The 18273-nt window shown below is 59.3% G+C and carries 17 protein-coding genes; all 17 read left to right on the forward strand.

Annotated elements, in window-relative coordinates; all coding sequences use genetic code 11:
• Window positions 1-116: 116 nt before the first annotated feature.
• The gene (locus tag ACTQ1S_RS02255; RefSeq protein ID WP_441546970.1) at window positions 117-2876 is read left to right on the forward strand and encodes a hypothetical protein; all 2760 of its coding nucleotides are present in this window, start codon (window positions 117-119) and stop codon (window positions 2874-2876) included.
• 148 nt (window positions 2877-3024) lie between these two features.
• Entirely contained in the window at window positions 3025-3366 is a 342-nt protein-coding gene (gene rplS / locus ACTQ1S_RS02260) for a 50S ribosomal protein L19 (RefSeq protein WP_117583231.1), read from the forward strand.
• A 93-nt stretch (window positions 3367-3459) separates the two neighbouring features.
• A complete protein-coding gene (locus ACTQ1S_RS02265) occupies window positions 3460-4248 on the forward strand; it encodes a ribonuclease HII (RefSeq protein ID WP_441057368.1) in 789 nt (262 codons plus the stop codon).
• 188 nt (window positions 4249-4436) lie between these two features.
• The gene (locus tag ACTQ1S_RS02270) at window positions 4437-4922 is read left to right on the forward strand and encodes a YraN family protein (protein ID WP_154516246.1); all 486 of its coding nucleotides are present in this window, start codon (window positions 4437-4439) and stop codon (window positions 4920-4922) included.
• Window positions 4922-6445 (forward strand): YifB family Mg chelatase-like AAA ATPase, encoded by a 1524-nt coding sequence (locus ACTQ1S_RS02275; protein WP_154516248.1) that lies wholly within the window; start codon window positions 4922-4924, stop codon window positions 6443-6445. Before ACTQ1S_RS02270 ends, ACTQ1S_RS02275 begins: the two co-directional genes overlap by 1 nt.
• Window positions 6445-7377 (forward strand): DNA-processing protein DprA, encoded by a 933-nt coding sequence (locus ACTQ1S_RS02280; RefSeq protein ID WP_441015515.1) that lies wholly within the window; start codon window positions 6445-6447, stop codon window positions 7375-7377. The genes ACTQ1S_RS02275 and ACTQ1S_RS02280 overlap by 1 nt, the downstream gene beginning before the upstream one ends.
• 14 nt (window positions 7378-7391) lie before the next feature.
• Complete coding sequence (gene trmFO, locus ACTQ1S_RS02285; RefSeq protein WP_154516252.1) at window positions 7392-8729, forward strand: methylenetetrahydrofolate--tRNA-(uracil(54)-C(5))-methyltransferase (FADH(2)-oxidizing) TrmFO; 1338 nt, start codon at window positions 7392-7394, stop codon at window positions 8727-8729.
• An 8-nt stretch (window positions 8730-8737) separates the two neighbouring features.
• The gene (locus ACTQ1S_RS02290; protein ID WP_154516254.1) at window positions 8738-9646 is read left to right on the forward strand and encodes a tyrosine recombinase; all 909 of its coding nucleotides are present in this window, start codon (window positions 8738-8740) and stop codon (window positions 9644-9646) included.
• Window positions 9647-9876: 230 nt separating this feature from the next.
• On the forward strand, window positions 9877-10605 hold the full coding sequence (gene rpsB, locus ACTQ1S_RS02295) for a 30S ribosomal protein S2 (RefSeq protein ID WP_055285135.1): 729 nt from the start codon (window positions 9877-9879) through the stop codon (window positions 10603-10605).
• 45 nt (window positions 10606-10650) lie between these two features.
• Entirely contained in the window at window positions 10651-11520 is an 870-nt protein-coding gene (gene tsf, locus ACTQ1S_RS02300; protein WP_441083440.1) for a translation elongation factor Ts, read from the forward strand.
• A 117-nt stretch (window positions 11521-11637) separates the two neighbouring features.
• On the forward strand, window positions 11638-12360 hold the full coding sequence (gene pyrH / locus ACTQ1S_RS02305; RefSeq protein WP_154516255.1) for a UMP kinase: 723 nt from the start codon (window positions 11638-11640) through the stop codon (window positions 12358-12360).
• A 2-nt stretch (window positions 12361-12362) separates the two neighbouring features.
• Window positions 12363-12899 carry a ribosome recycling factor gene (gene frr / locus ACTQ1S_RS02310; RefSeq protein ID WP_006236112.1) on the forward strand — a complete coding sequence of 179 codons (537 nt, stop codon included), beginning with the start codon at window positions 12363-12365 and terminating at the stop codon, window positions 12897-12899.
• 1 nt (window position 12900) lies between these two features.
• The gene (locus ACTQ1S_RS02315) at window positions 12901-13695 is read left to right on the forward strand and encodes an isoprenyl transferase (RefSeq protein WP_441041581.1); all 795 of its coding nucleotides are present in this window, start codon (window positions 12901-12903) and stop codon (window positions 13693-13695) included.
• A 2-nt stretch (window positions 13696-13697) separates the two neighbouring features.
• Entirely contained in the window at window positions 13698-14597 is a 900-nt protein-coding gene (locus ACTQ1S_RS02320; RefSeq protein ID WP_370450594.1) for a phosphatidate cytidylyltransferase, read from the forward strand.
• Complete coding sequence (gene dxr / locus ACTQ1S_RS02325; RefSeq protein WP_441546971.1) at window positions 14597-15784, forward strand: 1-deoxy-D-xylulose-5-phosphate reductoisomerase; 1188 nt, start codon at window positions 14597-14599, stop codon at window positions 15782-15784. The genes ACTQ1S_RS02320 and dxr overlap by 1 nt, the downstream gene beginning before the upstream one ends.
• Before the next feature lie 25 nt (window positions 15785-15809).
• A complete protein-coding gene (locus ACTQ1S_RS02330) occupies window positions 15810-17171 on the forward strand; it encodes a M50 family metallopeptidase (protein WP_441546972.1) in 1362 nt (453 codons plus the stop codon).
• 13 nt (window positions 17172-17184) lie between these two features.
• Window positions 17185-18267: a flavodoxin-dependent (E)-4-hydroxy-3-methylbut-2-enyl-diphosphate synthase gene (gene ispG / locus ACTQ1S_RS02335; protein ID WP_441546973.1), complete on the forward strand. Its 1083-nt coding sequence runs from the start codon at window positions 17185-17187 to the stop codon at window positions 18265-18267.
• Window positions 18268-18273: the final 6 nt, after the last annotated feature.

An 18273-nucleotide genomic window follows, 5' to 3' on the forward strand; every position in this document is an offset into this window, starting at 1 on the left:
GTGGACGCGGCGGCGTTTTATATTTATTCTGTTGGTTCAATACATTGGCAACTGACGGGAGGACTGCGATGAAAAACCTCACCAGGTATTTGCAACGAGCGCGTCGGGGAGCACAGATGACCCTGTGCTGGGTGGTCGTTGCGGTCACGGCGCTTTGCGGGATGCCGACGGCCGGTTTTGCCCTTCAGGATGAATCGCGCGACGAGCTTTATGGCGACGTGGTCAACCCGCTCACCATTACGGTCAACGATCGCGACTGCACGTTTGTAGATATCGATGACGGCAAACTCGAGGACCGTACCTCGATGTACGACAACGTCTCGTTCTATACGGCCGCCGTCAAAAAGGTGTTGCCCAACTGGGCATCGCTTGCCTATAACATCCTTGGCTATGGTGGAGGCGACGACTCCGGGGACTTTTTGTACTGGGACCACGCCGGCAAGGGCTTTGAGAAGGACTTCGGTAAGGGTCACTACATCTATCTGTATGATGCGCTTTCGGGCGGCAACGGTGAGCATTCCGACGGCGCCGACAAATCGAAACAGAGTGGTCTGACATCGGCAAAAAGCCTCAAAGCTGTCTACGATCGCTTGACCGACGATATCGCCGGCTGTATCGGTCACAAGCTGACGGGCTCCGATTTCCGTAAAAACGTGCCGCTCGACGGACTGTCGCAAGACGCGACTGAGCAGGACGTCATCTATGCCACCATTGCTTGTGTCGACAAGCTCGGCGGCACCTATCAGTATGATTTCAATGGCTTTGGCATCGCGTTCTATAACTTTAGAGTTCAGCAGCTCAACAGCATGAACAAGCTTAACTGTGCGCCCGAGGACGCGCCGGGCTATTCCTTTGTCGATTCTAAGACTGAGCAGGAGCTCGTTACCTCGGCTCTTAACGTCGGCTATGAGGACGCCTCGCAGAGCATCACGCTCGCCCGCGGTACCGAGGAGACGGTCGGCACGAGCACTTCTGAATCCACATCGTATTCCAAAGGCGGCTCGTGGGGCGCATCGGTGAGCCTCAAGGAGTCGCTGGGCGTGCCCGCAACAGCGAGCGAGGAGATCGAGACTTCGTTTTCGGCCGAAACCACGATGTCCCAGTTGTGGGAGGCGAGCAAGACCGAGGAACAGTCGATCACCACAACGGACAATCAGTCGGTCACCGTCGATATGACGATCCCTGCGCACACGCAGGTCAATAGCAAGCAGACGAGTTCTACCACGACGCTGTCCGAGGACTATGACCAGCCGGTGGGCGTGACGTTCGACGTGATTATCTTTAACATGAACGGCGAGTGCTACGACGACAACGCCGCCGTGCAGGAGTTCCATACCGCCGGTTATGACCAGCGCTCGTTCTACACCACCTTTGGCGATCAGTCGACCGACGCCGTGCAGAACCTGTTCCTGCGCTCAATCGCCCATCGTGGCGACGACGGCTACGATACCACCGCCGGAAACGTTACGAGCTGGTCGCATCGCACCAACAACCACATGGTGCGCGCCATCGATTGGAATTCTGTCCTGGCCGATCGCGAGGTGCCTTCGCGCAACGGCGGCGCCCCGCGCACGTGCAATGTGCTCAACGACATGGCCGCCACCTACCCCATGTCCATTACGGGTTCCAATCTGTCGTTTGAGTCGGTGACGGTCGATACCCAGTTGGGCACGCCGCAGCCCATTAAGCCCATTTCCAAGATTCTCGTATCGCTGCAGACCGATAAGACCCGAAGGCTTACGGTGGGAGACGAAGACCCCATCTCTTCCTATCGCGTGCGTGCAAGGGACGAGGACGATGTTGACTATTACGGCTTTGTGAAGTCGTCGGGCGACTGGCGCGTGGTCGATAAAAACGGCAAGAAATGCAAGTCCGACGTCATCGAGATCCAGACCGACCCTGTCACCCACGAGCAAGTCGTGGTGGGTAAAAAGGCCGGCACCGCCTACGTAAAGTACTTTATCCCCGAGGACACCTATGTGGACGTGAACGGGCATGTTTCGACCAATGACGAGATCGACGCCGCGGCCTACAAATATAAGGTAAGCGACGCGGCGCCCGAGTCGTTTAACGGCAGCATCAAACTCGAGGGCTCGGCACAGACCGTCGTCGGCGTCGAGGAGAATCTCAACGGCATCGACGGCCTAACGGCTACGGTCTATGACACGACGGGCAAGGAAGTCGATAGGGTCTGCAGCTGGGAGGCCCAGGAGCTCGAGAGCAAGGGCATTTCGGTCGCGACGGACGGCACGATGACCATCTCGCAACCGGGCACCTTCCATGTTCGCGCCTTTATTGACGGCGTGTATTCCGATTGGGCCGAGGTCATCGCCGCACCCGCGCCGGTCGACCCGATGACGACCGTGGTCGAGACACCGGTGAGCGTTGCGTCCGTTTCTTCGGGGGATTCTTCGGCAACGACGGATAGCGCGGCTCCTGCCCAGGGAGAGCAGGCGGCTTCCGATGCGAACGCGGCCGATTCTGCTCCGGCGAGCGACGATGCCACTGCAGTGACTGACGACACCGCGCCCGCTGCCGCGAAGGATGCCTCGCCGATTCCTACGGGCCTCGTTACCGTTTTGACCGATATCTGCCGCTACGGTATCGATCACGGCCTCATCGGCACATCAAACAAGGAAGAGATGACCAAGCAGGACTTCGACATCTTAGGCATCCTGTACCTGATGGCGGACAGCCAGGACCTGGTGCCCCAAGCCGCCGAGGATGCGATGAACGAATGGGCTCATGACAACTATAATGACGAAGAGCTTGCCACCTGGAAGCAGCATGCGCTTTCGGTGCTGCTCGAATACGGTTATATCGCGCCCGGAACGACCGTGACGACGCCGACGACTGATGCTGCGGACGGCGCATAAGTGCAGAAAGAGTGCGTGTTTTTGTCTTTTTGCGCACGGGCAAAATAGTTCTTGCAGCCAAGGTCGTGGCGTGTATACTCGAATACGTTTGTTCAACTACGTGCCGGCCAAGGTGGTACGGCACCTCTAGAAGAGTAAGGAATTGCACATGGATTACATCCGCGCAATCGAGCGTCAGCAGATCCGCGAGGACATCCCGCAGGTCCGCGTTGCCGACAACGTCAAGGTTCACTACCGCATTAAGGAAGGCGACCGCGAGCGCATCCAGGTTTTCCAGGGTGACGTCATCCGCATGGCCGGCGCCGGTGCCCGTGAGACCTTCACCGTCCGCAAGATTTCCTTCGGTGTCGGTGTTGAGCGTACCTTCCCGCTTCACAGCCCCAAGATCGCCAAGCTCGAGGTCGTCCGTCATGGTCGCGTCCGTCGCGCCAAGCTGTACTACCTCCGCGACAAGGTGGGCAAGGCTGCTCGCATCCCCGAGAAGCGCTAAGAAGATCGCAGCGTCTGCCCACTCGTTTGGACACAAGGGTCACCTTCGGGTGGCCCTTCTTTTTATCTGATTTCCATGCAAGGAGGGCCTGGTATGGCCAATATGACGAGCTCGATTTCGGCATCGCAGGTTGCCGGCGAGCTGGCGAGTGCCACGTTCGAGGAGATTCCCGCCCTCGTGGAGCACTATCGCGAGGATCCGCGCCAGCAGGTGATCAAGGCTTGCGAACGCGCACTTAAGCGCCATGCCAAGGAACTTTCCGAGCGCGAGCGCGTCAACGGCATGTACGAGCTGATGCATGAGCTCGGCGGCGATGGCGTGGTCGTTGGTGTTGACGAGGTGGGGCGCGGCTCTGTCGCCGGCCCGTTGACGGTCTGCGCTGTCTGCCTTCCCATGGAGCCGCGCGTTTGGGGCATTAACGATTCCAAAAAGCTCACGCCTGCCCGTCGTGAGCTGCTCTCGGTGCAGATTGCCGAGGTGGCTACGGCCATTGGTTTTTGCCATATCGCTCCTGCGGATATCGATGAGATGGGCATGGCCCGCGCCATCCGCACTGCCGTCGCGGGTGCGGTGGCCGATACGGGGCTCGAGCCCGATTGCGTGCTTATGGACGGCAATCCCTTGGGCGCCGTCCCTAACGAGCGCGATGTGGTCAAGGGAGATGCCAAAATCGCCTGCATCGCCGCTGCTTCCATTATGGCCAAGGTCACGCGTGACGAGATGATGGTCGAGTACGATGCCGAGTATCCCGAATATCATCTTGCTGAGTCAAAGGGCTATGCGAGCCCCGAGCACATTGAGGCTATTCGTAAACATGGCCTTTCTCCGTTGCATCGTGTGAGCTTCTGCGGAAATTTTTTGCAGACGGAGCGTCTTTTTTAAGGCAAATATGGAGACAGGGACTTCTGGGATTTTATAAACCAGCTGGTGGGGACCGCATGCAACGCAATTGTTGCATGCGGTCCCTTTTTTGTTTGTTTTTGGTTGGTCTTTGGTTTTCTTTTGGTACTTACCCGCAAGAAAGGCGGCCTCATGATCGGGTCAATATCGTGCGCGGGAAAGGAGACCCCATGTGCGCCGCAAGTGCAAAGAGCAAGACGCAACAGCTCAAAGAGCTTTGGGAGAGCGGGGAGATTGATTGCGCGTCGATTACGCCTGGGTTCATTAAGGGCCTCAGTCCTCGAGAACTGGGCATGCTGGGCGAGCTTATTGCAATCGATTACTTTCGTGAGCGCGGTTATGCCCTCTTGGAACAGGGCTACCGGTGTCCCGAGGGCGAGGCCGATCTGGTACTGCTTGATGAACTTGATGATGTCGTGGTGATGGCTGAGATCAAGACAAGGCGCGTCGCCCTAGATTGCAACACGCGGGTCTTTCCCGAGGAGGCGGTGGACGCCCAGAAGCAGCGTCGCTACCGCCGTATCGCGAGTTGTTACCTTATGGATCACTATCCCCTTAAGGCGATTCGCTTCGACGCGGTGGGCGTTACTATCCGCGGCGGTCATATTGCGGAGATTGAGCATCAATACAACGCATTCGATTGGCAGGTATCGTGATGGCGTTTGACACCTTTGCCGTCCACGCTGCATGTATTCGTGGCGTCGAGGCGATTCCCGTCACGGTCGAGGTCTCGCTTGCCGGCGGTATTCCGGGTATCCAAATGCTTGGCATTCCAAGTATGGAGGTGATGGAGTCGCGTGGCCGCATACGCTGCGCAATGCGCTCGGCAGGATTTGAGATTCCACGGGCGGGCATTACCGTCAACTTGGCTCCGGGCGACATCCGTAAAACGGGCAGTGGTTTTGACCTGCCGATTGCCATCGCGGTACTGGCGGCCGATGGGCAGATTCCCCGCGACCATCTAGACCATTGCCTTATTGCCGGTGAGCTCGGGCTGGATGGTAGCGTGCTGCCCGTAAAAGGCGAGGTTGCGTTTCAGTTGTTGGCGCGTGATATGGGCCTGTCCTTTATTGCGGGAAGGTCGGATCAACATGTGCCGCTTGCCGGTGTGGACTGTGGCTTTATCGACCATCTGTCTCAGCTCGCCCGCGGTATGGGCGAGGCGGCTCGGCATTATCTGGATTCCGAGGGTGTCGAGGCGTCGTTTGAGCCAGAACTTGATTATGCCGATGTGCTGGGGCAGGAGGTTGCCAAGCGCGGCATTGCGCTCGCGGCGGCGGGGGAGCTCGGCCTGCTTATGATTGGCTCGCCGGGTTCGGGCAAGACCATGCTTGCACGCCGCATGACGGGTATCTTGCCCGAGCTTTCTCTCGAGGATCAGCAAGAGGCGCTGTGCATCCATTCGGTCTTGGGCGAGAACATCGATGGCTTGCTGGCGGGACACCGGCCGTTCCGTAGCCCCCACCACAGCATTTCGACTGCGGGCCTTATTGGCGGCGGACGGCCGGTGCACCCGGGCGAGATTAGCCTAGCGCACGGCGGCGTGCTCTTTTTAGACGAGCTTGCCGAGTTTCCCAACAGCGTGCTGCAGACACTCCGGCAGCCCATAGAGCGCGGCTACGTCAAGATCGTACGCGTCGATGGGGCTTTCACGTTTCCCTCGAGGTTCCAGCTGCTTGCCGCGAGCAATCCCTGTCCCTGCGGCTTTTTGGGCGATCGCGAGGTACCGTGCCGCTGCTCGGCTTCGATGGTTGAGCGCTATCGGTCTAAGCTACGTGGTCCCTTGGCCGATCGTATTGACCTTATGATTGACGTGACCCGACCCGACCCGCAGGTAATTATCGAGGGCGCCGAGGGTATGTCGTCAGCTGAACTACGTGACTATGTTGTGCGGGGTCGGGCATTTCGTGCCTGGCGCGAGTCCCGTATGGACGATGCAGATGCCGAGGCCGAGGACGATGAGTCACGTTCCATCGACGGCGTCGTTTCGACCTTTGCGCTCGATGGGGCAGCGGAAAAGTGCGTGCTCGGCCTGTCGAGGCGCACACATCTCACAGGGCGCGGCATCGTGCGCTTGGTGCGTATCGCGCGCACGATCGCCGATGTCGCCGAAAGTGAGCGGGTAACCCAAGACCACGTGCTCGAGGCGGCGATGTACCAGGGGAGGAGGGACCAGTAATGCCCGAGGAGACTTTTGAGCTGCATCCCGGTGATGCGTTGTATCCAGATACCGTTTTGGAGCTCTCTGATGTACCCCAGACGCTTTATGTGCGTGGCGACCCCGCCGCACTGTCGACGCCCGCGCTCTCCATCATCGGCGCTCGCAAGGCCTCGCCGTACGGCCTTGCCGTGGCAGAGCTGGCCGCGAAAGTTGCGGTCGAGGCGGGGGTGACGGTGGTCTCGGGCGGTGCGGTCGGCTGCGACCAGGCCTCGGGTTGGGCCGCGGTCAACGCTGGTGGCAGGCACGTCGTGGTGTTGGGTACGGGCGCCGACGTGGTTTACCCGCGCTCGAGTGCAGGGCTCATCGCGCGCACGATCGATACGGGCGGCGCGGTCGTGTCCATCTCGCCTTGGGGTATGGGGCCACGCAAGTTTGCCTTTCCGCGGCGTAACCGGGTGATTGCCGCGCTTTCGCAGGCGCTGTTCGTGTCGGAGGCCGGCATGCCCTCGGGCACGTTCTCGACAGCAGAGGCCGCCATGGACCTGGGGCGCGAACTGCTCGCGGTACCGGGCTCCATTTTGTCACCAGAGTCGCGTGGGACCAACTACCTCATCGCCAACGGGGCCTGCTGCATTGTTGACGAGGAGTCTATTGAGATGGCCATCTCGCGAATATACGGCACCCTGCGTTATTCACGTCCCGATGCGCCCGGTATCGCCGATCTGGACCCCACGCAGCAGGCCGTGATGCACGCGCTCATTGCCTCGCCGCTCAAGGTCGATGACATTGCCGCGCTCGTCTCCCTCGATGCCGTCGGCGTGCTCAAACTCCTGGGCTCACTCGAGCTCGAGGGACTCATCGAGCGCATGATGGATGGAAGGTATGCGCCCTCAAAGTTTGCGCTTCACGCTCAGACGCCCTTCGGTCACAATGGAAAGCGTGTCAATTAGAAAGGTGTTTGCAGATGCTGTTTGATCAAGTGACGGTTATCGGTGGCGGTCTGGCGGGATCGGAATGCGCGATTCAGCTGGCAGATCGCGGGTTTGCCGTAAAGCTGTGCGAGATGCGGCCGCTGGTGACCTCTCCTGCCCACCATACCGATCACTTGGCGGAGCTCGTCTGCTCCAATTCGTTTAAGTCGACCCGACCCGATTCCGCCGCCGGCCTGTTGAAGGCCGAACTCGAGCGTATGGGTTCGGTGCTGCTCGACTGCGCTCATCGCGCTGCCGTTCCCGCTGGTGGCGCCTTGGCGGTCGACCGTGTTAAATTCTCCGAGCTCGTTGAGGCCGAGGTTGCCGCCCGTCCCAATATCGAGGTCGTTCACGGCGAGGTCACCCAGATTCCCGAGGGCCATGTGGTTATCGCCGCGGGTCCCTTGTGCTCGCCGGCGTTGAGCGGGGAGGTCATGAAGCTCGTCGGTGGTGATTCCCTGGCGTTCTTTGACGCCGCGGCCCCGATTGTCGATGCCTCGACGCTCGATATGGATGTGCTGTTTTCGCAGTCGCGCTACGAGGAGCAGGGGAGTGGCGACTATCTCAATGCCCCGCTCAACAAGGAGGAGTACGAGGCCTTTATCGAGGCGCTTACCACGGCCGATCGCGTGGTGCTCAAGGACTTTGAGGGCGGGGACCTCTTCCAGGCCTGTCAGCCTGCCGAGGAGGTTGCGCGCACGGGCAAGGATGCCATCCGCTTTGGCGCTATGAAGCCCGTCGGGCTCACCGACCCGCGCACCGGTCGCCGTCCCTGGGCGGCGATTCAGCTGCGCGCCGAGAACAAGGAGAAGACCGCCTATAACCTGGTTGGTTTTCAGACCAACCTGACCTTCGGCGAGCAGAAGCGCGTTTTTCATATGGTTCCCGGTCTGGAGAATGCCGAGTTTTTCCGCTATGGCGTCATGCATCGCAATACCTTTGTCGATGCTCCCCATGTGCTCGATGGGACCTTCGCCGTGCCCGGCACGGGCGTGCGCCTTGCCGGACAGATTACCGGTACGGAGGGTTACATGGAAGCGGTCGCGACGGGTCTCCTCGCTGCGCTCAATACCTATGCCGAGGCTATCGAGGTTGCTCCTGTCGAGCTGCCGCGCGTGGGCGCTCTCGGCGCGCTCGTGGGCTATGCGACCGATCCTGCTACGGTCGGATATCAGCCCATGCATGTTAATTTTGGCCTGGTGCCTCCCCTCGAGGACGGTAAACGCCGCAGCAAACGTGAGCGCTATCAGGCCTATGCGGATCGTGCCCTTAAGGCCTTGGATTCCTATCTGGAATCGCGCTCCGACCTGTTTGGGGGCGACCGGTCATAGCCTTTGACCTGTACGGTGCCGTCGACTCGTTCATAGCCTATATTGCACGCGTCGAGGGGCTTTCTTCTAACACTGTTATCGCTTACGGCTCTCGTCTGGAGCGTTTTGCCGCTTGGTGCGAGCGTGGGGATATCGATGCACGCACGGCGGACGTACGTACCGTTCGTATGTATCTGGCAGAGCTGTCGCGCGAGCAGGTGGCGCCCAGGACGATTGCGGCGCACCTGTCTGCCATTCGTTCGTTCTATCGATGGATGGCTGCCGAGGGTCTTATCGATGGAGACGCTGTCTCTGCGATTGCCTCGCCCAAGCTTCCACGCGATTTGCCCGGAGTGCTGACCACCCAGCAGGTTAAGGCACTGCTTGCATCGCCAGACGTTTCAACGCCTGCGGGACTGCGCGATGCGGCGATGCTCGAATTGCTCTATGCATCTGGGGCTCGCATCTCTGAGCTTGCGGCACTCAATGTTGAGTCCATTGCTTGGTCCGAGCGAACGCTGCGGCTTTGGGGTAAGGGGAGCAAGGAGCGTATCGTGCCCCTGTATCGGCGTGCTCTCGATGTGACCCGCCGCTATATTGAGGAAGGAAGACCGGAGCTTCTTGCTCAGGCAAAGCGTGGCGACGGTACGAACGGTGTGCATCCGCTGTTTATCTCGGCACGCGGCAACCGTATGAGCGCCGCCATGCTTAGGCGACGGTTTCATATGTTGGCGACGCTTGCGGGTATCCCTTCCGATATCGCCCCGCATGCGATGCGCCATACTTTTGCGACCGATTTGCTCGAGGGCGGAGCGGACTTGCGCTCTGTCCAGGAGTTGCTAGGGCATGCAAGCTTGTCCACCACGCAGATTTATACGCATCTCACGCCCGATCGGCTCAAACGCGCCGTTACCCAAGCTCTTCCGCGCGGCGAATAAGGCAGGAGATGGGTTCTATCCAATCGATCGCGCGTCCGTGTGTGTGGTTTTGATTTCGGGTTGGCAGAAAGATGTAATCCTGCTATCATTCATCGGGTTGCTTCACGGCAACAGGTTTTTATCACGCACGCGCGGCTACTTCATACCGTGGTGCCCGGGCTTTGGTAGCACATGTCCGGGTTGGTTTTGGAGGATGACCCCGCGCGGAGGCAAACCACAGGAGGTTTAACATGGCTACCAAGATTAATATCCGCACCCTGCTCGAGGCCGGCTGCCACTTCGGTCACCAGACCCGTCGCTGGAACCCCAAGATGAAGCCGTTCATCTTCGGTGAGCGCAACGGCATCTACATCCTCGACCTCAAGCAGACCATTCTTGACGCCGACCAGGCTTACACCTTCGTCAAGAACGTTGCCAAGGGTGGCAACGTGCTGTTCGTCGGCACCAAGAAGCAGGCTCAGGAGGCCGTCAAGAACGCCGCTGAGCGCGCCAACATGCCTTACATCAACCAGCGTTGGCTCGGCGGCATGCTGACCAACTTCGTCACCATCCGCTCCCGCATCAACCGCATGGAGGAGCTCGAGGCCATGGTCGAGGACGGCCGCATGGCTGTTCTTCCCAAGAAGGAGCAGGCTGTTCTGGGTAAGGAGCTCGCTAAGCTCCAGACCAACCTCGGTGGCGCCCGCGACATGAAGGGTCTGCCCCAGGCTCTCTTCGTCATCGACACTAAGCGCGAGGAGAACGCCATCAAGGAGGCCCAGCGCCTGAACATCCCCGTCGTCGCTCTGATCGATACCAACTCCGATCCCGACGAGGTCGAGTACGGCATCCCCTGCAACGATGACGCCATCTCCGCTGTCACCCTTATGTGCGAGCTCATGGCCGACGCCTGCCTCGCTGGCTCCGGCAAGGAGCAGGTCTCCGAGGCCGAGATGGCCGCTGAGCCCAAGGCCGAGTAAATCAGTCCTAATTAAGTCTTTTTCATCTCTTTGAAAGGAACCACAATGGCCCAGATTACCGCCGCTATGGTCAAGCAGCTCCGCGAGATGACCGACTCCCCGATGATGGAGTGCAAGAAGGCTCTCGTCGAGGCTGACGGTGACATGGACGCCGCTGTTGACGTTCTGCGTAAGAACGGCCTCGCTAAGGCTGCCAAGAAGGCTGGCCGCGAGACCAACGAGGGCGCTATCGCCGCGTTCGTCTCCGAGGATGGCAAGACCGGCGCTCTGCTCGAGCTCTCCTGCGAGACCGACTTCGTCGGCTCCAACGCCAAGTTCACCGGCTTTGCTTCCAAGGTCGCCGAGGTTGTCGCCACCACCGAGCCGGCCGATGTCGACGCTCTGCTCGAGAAGCCGATGGGCGAGGAGACCGTTTCCTCCGAGCTCACCGAGATGATTCACATCATGGGCGAGAACATGAAGATCTCTCGCTTCGCCGCCCGCAAGGTCGAGAACGGCGCTCTCGCTTCTTACATCCACATGGGTGGTAAGATCGGCGTCCTCGTCGAGTTTGCTTTCGAGAAGGCTGAGACCGCTCAGGCTGAGTCCTTCAAGACCTTTGCCCACGACGTTGCCCTTCAGGTTGCCGCTGTCGCTCCGATCTGCGCTACCCGCGATCAGGTTCCGGCCGAGACCGTCGAGCATGAGAAGCAGATTTACATGGCTCAGGCTGCCGAGTCCGGCAAGCCCGAGGCCATCCAGGAGAAGATGGCTGTTGGCCGTCTGGAGAAGTTCTACAAGCAGTCCGTGCTCACCGAGCAGGAGTTCATCAAGGACAGCTCCCTCACCATCAAGAAGTACGCTGAGCAGGTCTCCAAGGAGCTCGGCGATACCATTACCGTCGTTGCCTTCGACCGTCTGGTCCGTGGCGAGTAAATAAGCTCTTGTAGCTGGTAATGAGCAGGCTGTGGGTTTTACTCACAGCCTGCTTTTTCATGCCTCTAAGCAGAGCCTTTGATATCATATTGAGAGTCTAATTAAAGGAGGATCGCTTTGTCCGACATCCGATATAAACGCGTGCTTCTGAAGCTTTCCGGCGAAGCACTGATGGGCGATGGCCACTATGGCATCGACCCCAAGATTACCGACCATCTTGCCAAGCAGGTCAAGGAGCTGCTCGCCGTTGGCCATGAGGTCGGCATCGTTGTCGGCGGCGGCAATATTTTCCGCGGCATGGCTGGAGCTGCCGGCGGTATGGAGCGTGCTCAGGCCGATTACATGGGCATGCTTGCAACCGTTATGAACGCGCTCGCCCTGCAGGATGCCTTCGAGCATAACGATGTTCCTTGCCGCGTTATGAGTGCCATCCAGATGAACGAGATTTGCGAGCCCTATATTCGTCGTCGCGCCATCAATCACCTCTCCAAGGGCAATGTCGTTATCTTCGCAGCCGGCTCGGGCAATCCGTACTTTACGACTGACACCGCCGCGGCCCTTCGCGCCTGCGAGATCGGTGCGGAGATTCTGATTAAGGCCACCAAGGTCGACGGTATCTACGACAAAGATCCCGTCAAGTGCGCCGATGCCGTCCGCTTTGACAAGATCACCTATCACGAGGTGCTCGTCCGCGGCCTGCAGGTTATGGATTCCACGGCTACGGCCCTGTGCCAGGATAACCGTATGCCCATTTTGGTCCTCAACATCGATGGCGAGGACAACGTCAAGCGCGCGCTTTCGGGTGAGCCCGTCGGCACGCTCGTCTATCAGGAGGATTAAGCATGGCAGAGAACATCACCGCCCACATGGACAAGTCGCTCGAGTCCCTCAAGCATAACTTCTCCAAGGTCCGTACCGGCCGAGCCAACGCTAACATTCTGTCCGACATCACCGTCGATTATTACGGTGTTCCCACGCCGGTCACGCAGGTTGCCGCCGTTAAGACCCCCGAGGCCCACATGCTGCTCATCGAGCCGTGGGATAAGGCGCTTATCAACGCCATCGTCAAGGCCATCGGCGCTTCCGATCTGGGTATTACCCCCAACTCCGATGGCACCGTTGTTCGTCTTCCGTTCCCGGCTCCCACCGAGGAGCGCCGTCGCGAGCTCGTCAAGGAGTGCCGCGAGTACGCCGAGCAGGCCAAGGTTTCTATTCGTAACATCCGTCGCGACTTTAACAACAAGCTCGAACGCGATGAGGAGCTCACCGAGGACGATGTCCGTCGCGAACAGGCCAAGGTGCAGAAGCATACCGACGAGTATGTCGCCAAGGTCGAGGAGCTTCTGAAGGAAAAAGAAGCCGAGGTCATGGAGATCTAAGGTGCAATACGACGAGAACAAACTGGTCGAGTACTTTGCCGACGCCCCTGCGGGCGTCGGTTTTTCCGACCTTGACCTCAATAACATTCCGCGCCATATCTCGTGCATCATGGACGGCAACGGTCGCTGGGCTACGGCGCGAGGTCTTGCCCGTACCGAGGGCCACAAGGCGGGTATCGTCTCCCTTCGCGAGATCATTACCGCCTGCGTGCGTCTGGGCGTCGACGTGCTTTCCGCCTATGCGTTTTCAACCGAAAACTGGAACCGCCCGCAGCATGAGGTTAACGTCTTGATGCATCTGTTTGCCAAGACGTTTATCGATGAGCTGCCGCTTCTGAAGCGCGAAAACGTGCGTGTTGTCTTTTTGGGTGATATTTCCGCGCTGCCCAAGAAGACCCGCGACGTTTTTGAATGCGGTCTTGCCGAGTGCGCCGATCACACCGGTATGACGCTGGCGCTTGCCGTCAACTACGGCGCCCGTGCCGAGATTACCCGTGCCGCCCGTCAGCTTGCGCTCGATGCCGCCGCCGGCAAGATCGATCCTGCTGCTATCGACGATGATATGGTTGCTTCGCACCTGTACACCGCCGGTCTTCCCGATCCCGAGCTGGTCATTCGCACCTCTGGTGAGCTACGCCTATCGAACTATCTGCTGTGGCAGGTGGCTTATTCCGAGTTCTATGTCACCGATACCTATTGGCCTGACTTTGATCGTTGGGGCCTTGTTGACGCCATTTTGGCCTATCAGGGCCGTGACCGTAGGTTTGGTGGACTGAGCAAGACCGAGGAGGCTTAATCGTGTCCGATCGTCCCAAGGCATCTGCTCCCAAGACGCCTGCGCGCAAAGCTGCCACTGCGGGAGCGCCTGCAGCGAAGAGCGGCACCGGTTCCTGGCTTGCGGGCTTTATTACCCGTGCCGCCGCCGGTATCGTCTACGCCGTCGTCTTTATCCTGTGCCTGGTTTTGGGTATCGTGCCCACCGCCATTTTTGTCTCTGTCATGAGCGGGCTTTGCTGCTTTGAGTTTTTCCGTATGACGAGGCTCGATGGCAAGGTCGCCAACGAGCATCTGGGCATTATTGCCGCCGTGCTCTTTCCGTTATCGGCGCTTGGCGATTCGCTTTTGCTGAACGCCCTGCTTTTTGCACTGATGCTCGCGGTGGGCATTTGGTATGTTTGGTCGCCGCGTACCCGCATCTCTGATGTGGCCGTGACGCTCATGGGTCCCATCTACACAGGCTTTATGCTGTCGGCTATTGTGCTGCTGCGCGATGCCGTGCCCGGTTTTGCCGGAGCCCTGCTTTCAGTGGGTGTTTGCGCGTCCCTTTGGGTCTCCGATTCGTTTGCCTACATCGTGGGCAGCCGTATCGGAAAACACAAGATGGTCCCCAAGATCTCTCCCAAAAAGAGCTGGGAGGGCTTTGTCGGCGGCATTCTGGGCTCGGTTCTCATCTGGCTCATTTTGTGGGTGACGCATCTCTATAAGCTGAGCTTGCCCTATGCGCTGCTTTGTGGCGTGGTTGTGTCCATCCTGGGCGTTATCGGCGACCTTATCGAGTCGCGCATCAAGCGCGGTGTGGGCGTCAAGGATTCCGGTAACCTTATCCCGGGCCACGGCGGCATGCTCGATCGTAGCGACTCGCTTATCTTCGGCTGCATCACCGCGCAGCTGATGCTGATGATCGGAGGCGTGCTGTAATGTCCTTCCAGACGACCTATGGCTCCGATGGACGTCTCCGTGTTGCCATCCTGGGCTGTACGGGCTCTATCGGCACTCAGGCGCTCGATGTTTGCCGTCAGCATGCCGATCGTCTGCAGGTGACGGCTCTTTCCGTTAATTCCAGCACCTCCGAGCTCGTTGCCGCTGCCCGCGAGTTCTCGGTTCCGGCGGTTGCCGTGGCCGATGTCGCTCATGGCGATGACGCCGTGCTGCAGGAGTTGCCCGAGGGAACGGAGCTCGGCGTTGGTGCGCAGGCGGTTTGCGAGCTCGCGCGTCGCGACGATGTCGATTGCGTGCTTGTCGCTATTGTGGGCGCCGCCGGTCTCGAGGCGAGCCATGCGGCCTTGACCTCGAATAAGCGTCTTGCCCTTGCCAATAAGGAGTCGCTCGTTGTTGGCGGTGACCTGCTGATGCCGTTGGCTCAGCCCGGTCAGCTTATCCCGGTCGATTCCGAGCACTCTGCAATTTACCAGTGCTATCTGGGTGAGAATCCGCGCGAGGCTCATTGTATTTGGCTTACCTGCTCGGGCGGTCCGTTCTTTGGCCGTTCGCGCGAGGAACTCGACCGTGTGACGCGCGCCGATGCCCTGGCGCACCCTACGTGGGCTATGGGTGCCAAGATCACGATTGATTCCGCTACCCTCATGAACAAGGGCCTGGAGCGTATCGAGGCGATGCACTTGTTCGGTTGCGACCTCGACTTTATCAACGTGGCCGTGCAGCGCCAGTCAAAGATTCATTCGATGGTCGAATTTGCCGACGGCTCCGTGATGGCGCATCTCGGGGCATCTGACATGCGCATTCCCATCCAGTTTGCCTTCTCGTATCCCGAGCGCTGGGATACTCCGGCTCCGCGCATCGATTTCCGCGAGTTGGGTCAGCTTACCTTTGATGCGGCCGACATGGATACGTTCCGCTGCCTGGCGCTGGCCGAGCGTGCGGGCAAGACGGGCGGCACCATGCCGTGCGTGCTCAATGCCGCCAACGAGGTCGCCGTCGATGCCTTCCTGCATGATGGCTGCAGTTTTACCGATATCGATCGCATCGTGGAATCCTGTATGGATGCGCATGATGCGCAGACGGTCGATTCGTTTGAACAGCTTCGCGGTATCGATGCGTGGGCGCGTGAAAAGGCCGCGCAAGTGCTCGCCGCAACCCGTTCTTAACCCATAAGGATTGCTTTTTCGTTTTATGGAAACTGTTCTGAGCGTTCTCTCATCGGTCTTTTGGGGCCTGCTGATGCTTTCCGTCCTCGTGTTTTTGCACGAGGGCGGCCACTTTTTGGCGGCGCGTGCCTGCGGCGTCCGGGTGACTGAGTTCTTTTTGGGCCTGCCGTGTCGCTTTGATATTCACCATACGTCTCGTCGGATCGGCACCAAGTTTGGCGTGACCCCGCTGTTGCTGGGTGGGTATGCTGCCATCTGTGGCATGGATCCGACCGATGTCTCGTGTGCCGATCGCGTGCTTGCCGCCATCTATCGCCACGGCCGTGTGACGGTGGCCGATCTTGCCGTCGAGCTTGAGCTGTCCGAGGAGGATGTGCTCGAGGCCTGTGCTTTGCTGCTGGGTTGGGGCTCCATAGCTCCTTGGTATGAAGAAGGAGAAAAGCCTTCGCCTGGTTACTATCCCACCAAGTACCAGACCCTGCCGCGTGATGCGGCGGGTTATACCACCTTTGACGGCCGTCGGTTCGATCGCGAGCACGCGACTGCCGAGGGCGATGTATGGGAACTGCCGTGCGGCGAGGCCGAATTCCTTGCACGCGAGCGCTCGCACACCTATTTGGGTCAGGGCTTTGTCAAGCGTGCCTTTATGCTGCTTGCGGGCATTATCGTCAATATCCTGACGGGCTTTTTGCTCCTTATGAGCATCTATTCCATCGCGGGTGTCACGGTGCCGGTGGACACCAATGTGATCGGCCAGGTTGACGAAGGCTCGATTGCCTCCGCGGCGGGAATCGAGGATGGCGACGCGATTCTTTCGGTCGACGGAGTATCGTGCTCTACCTGGATGGACGTTTACGATGCCATTGGCAAGGCTGCCGGTAAGGACGATATCGCCATTGAGTACGAGCGTGACGGCAAGAAGCATTCGACCACGGTTGCGCTCAAAGAGGACGAACGCCTAGGTGTGTATGTCTCTACGCAGGTGGTCCGTTTAGACCCTATCACGTCGGCTCGCCTGTCGTTCTCCTATGTCGTGCAGACAGCGCAGGGCGTGATGCGCCTGCTCCAGCCTCAGCATACGATGGAGATTCTCGATCAGTCCTCTTCGATCGTGGGTATTAGCGTTATGTCCTCGCAAGCTGCTGCTGCCGGCCCTGCCACGTTCCTTTCGTTTGCCGCCCTCATTTCGTTCTCGCTTGGCTTTATGAACCTGCTGCCCATCCCGCCACTCGATGGCGGCAAGTTGGTCATCGAGATCATTCAAAAGATTGCGGGCCGCGAGCTTCCGCTCAAGGTCCAGACGATTGTGAGCTATGTGGGCATCGCGCTCTTTGCGCTGCTGTTTGTCTATATGCTTCGTTCCGACATCCTTCGATTTATTCTGTAGGGGAGTGTTTGGATTGTCTTTATCCCATCCTTTGCCTCACGAGTTGACGCGCCCCGTGCATGTGGGCGGCGTGCAGATCGGTGGAGGCGCGCCGGTGGTGGTCCAATCTATGACCTGCACTGATACCGCTGATGCCCAGGCAACGCTTGCGCAAGTGTGCGCGTTGGCGCAGGCTGGCTGCGATATCGTGCGCGTGAGCGTGCCCACCGAGGCCGCGCTTGAGGGTTTCCGCACCATCTGTGCCGAGTCTCCGGTGCCGATCGTTGCCGACATCCACTTTAACCATAAGCTCGCCATTGGTGCCGTTGAGGCCGGTGCTGCCAAGCTGCGCATCAATCCCGGCAATATCGGCGATTGGGCCAAGGTTGACGCGGTGATCGATGCTGCGGGTGCCGCGGGCTGTGCGATTCGTATCGGCGTCAATGCCGGTTCGCTTGAGCAGGATATCGCTGAGCGCGACGACCTCACGCAGCCCGAAAAGCTCGTGATGTCGAGCGAACGTTTTGTCAAGCATTTTGAAGACCGCGGCTTTACGAACATTGTGCTTTCGGCCAAGGCCCATAGCGTGCAAACGACGCTCGACACCTATCGTGCCCTGTCGCGTGAGATTCCCCACGTTCCGCTCCACCTGGGCGTAACCGAGGCGGGTACCAAGCTGCAGGGCACCATCAAGAGCTCGGTGGGCCTTGGAATCCTGCTGTCCGAGGGAATCGGTGACACCATGCGCGTTTCGCTCACGGCCGATCCGGTTGAGGAGCCGCCGGTCGCCTGGGGAATTTTGCAGTCGCTGGGCCTGCGTCGCCGCGGCCCCGAGATTGTCTCGTGCCCCACGTGCGCCCGCTGTCAGGTTAACCTGATCGCAATCGCCGAGGAAGTAACCGAGCGGCTTAAGAACTATGCCGCGCCGCTTTCGATTGCCGTCATGGGATGTGCCGTTAATGGCCCCGGTGAGGCTTCTGATGCCGACCTGGGCGTTGCTTGCGGACGTGGTCAGGGCCTGCTCTTTTCGCATGGCCAGATCATTGGTAAAGTAGCGGAGGACCAAATTGTCGACGCGCTTATGGCCGAGGTCGACAAGCTTATTGAGGAGAATTAAATGACC

This window comes from Collinsella sp. LCP21S3_D3 (assembly GCF_052118305.1).
Classification (GTDB): domain Bacteria; phylum Actinomycetota; class Coriobacteriia; order Coriobacteriales; family Coriobacteriaceae; genus Collinsella.

Coding starts and splice junctions, on each gene's coding strand:
- ACTQ1S_RS02255 (WP_441546970.1), top strand. CDS start 117: ATGACCCTGTGCTGGGTGGTCGTTGCGGTCACGGCGCTTTGCGGGATG.
- rplS (WP_117583231.1), top strand. CDS start 3,025: ATGGATTACATCCGCGCAATCGAGCGTCAGCAGATCCGCGAGGACATC.
- ACTQ1S_RS02265 (WP_441057368.1), top strand. CDS start 3,460: ATGGCCAATATGACGAGCTCGATTTCGGCATCGCAGGTTGCCGGCGAG.
- ACTQ1S_RS02270 (WP_154516246.1), top strand. CDS start 4,437: ATGTGCGCCGCAAGTGCAAAGAGCAAGACGCAACAGCTCAAAGAGCTT.
- ACTQ1S_RS02275 (WP_154516248.1), top strand. CDS start 4,922: ATGGCGTTTGACACCTTTGCCGTCCACGCTGCATGTATTCGTGGCGTC.
- ACTQ1S_RS02280 (WP_441015515.1), top strand. CDS start 6,445: ATGCCCGAGGAGACTTTTGAGCTGCATCCCGGTGATGCGTTGTATCCA.
- trmFO (WP_154516252.1), top strand. CDS start 7,392: ATGCTGTTTGATCAAGTGACGGTTATCGGTGGCGGTCTGGCGGGATCG.
- rpsB (WP_055285135.1), top strand. CDS start 9,877: ATGGCTACCAAGATTAATATCCGCACCCTGCTCGAGGCCGGCTGCCAC.
- tsf (WP_441083440.1), top strand. CDS start 10,651: ATGGCCCAGATTACCGCCGCTATGGTCAAGCAGCTCCGCGAGATGACC.
- frr (WP_006236112.1), top strand. CDS start 12,363: ATGGCAGAGAACATCACCGCCCACATGGACAAGTCGCTCGAGTCCCTC.
- dxr (WP_441546971.1), top strand. CDS start 14,597: ATGTCCTTCCAGACGACCTATGGCTCCGATGGACGTCTCCGTGTTGCC.
- ACTQ1S_RS02330 (WP_441546972.1), top strand. CDS start 15,810: ATGGAAACTGTTCTGAGCGTTCTCTCATCGGTCTTTTGGGGCCTGCTG.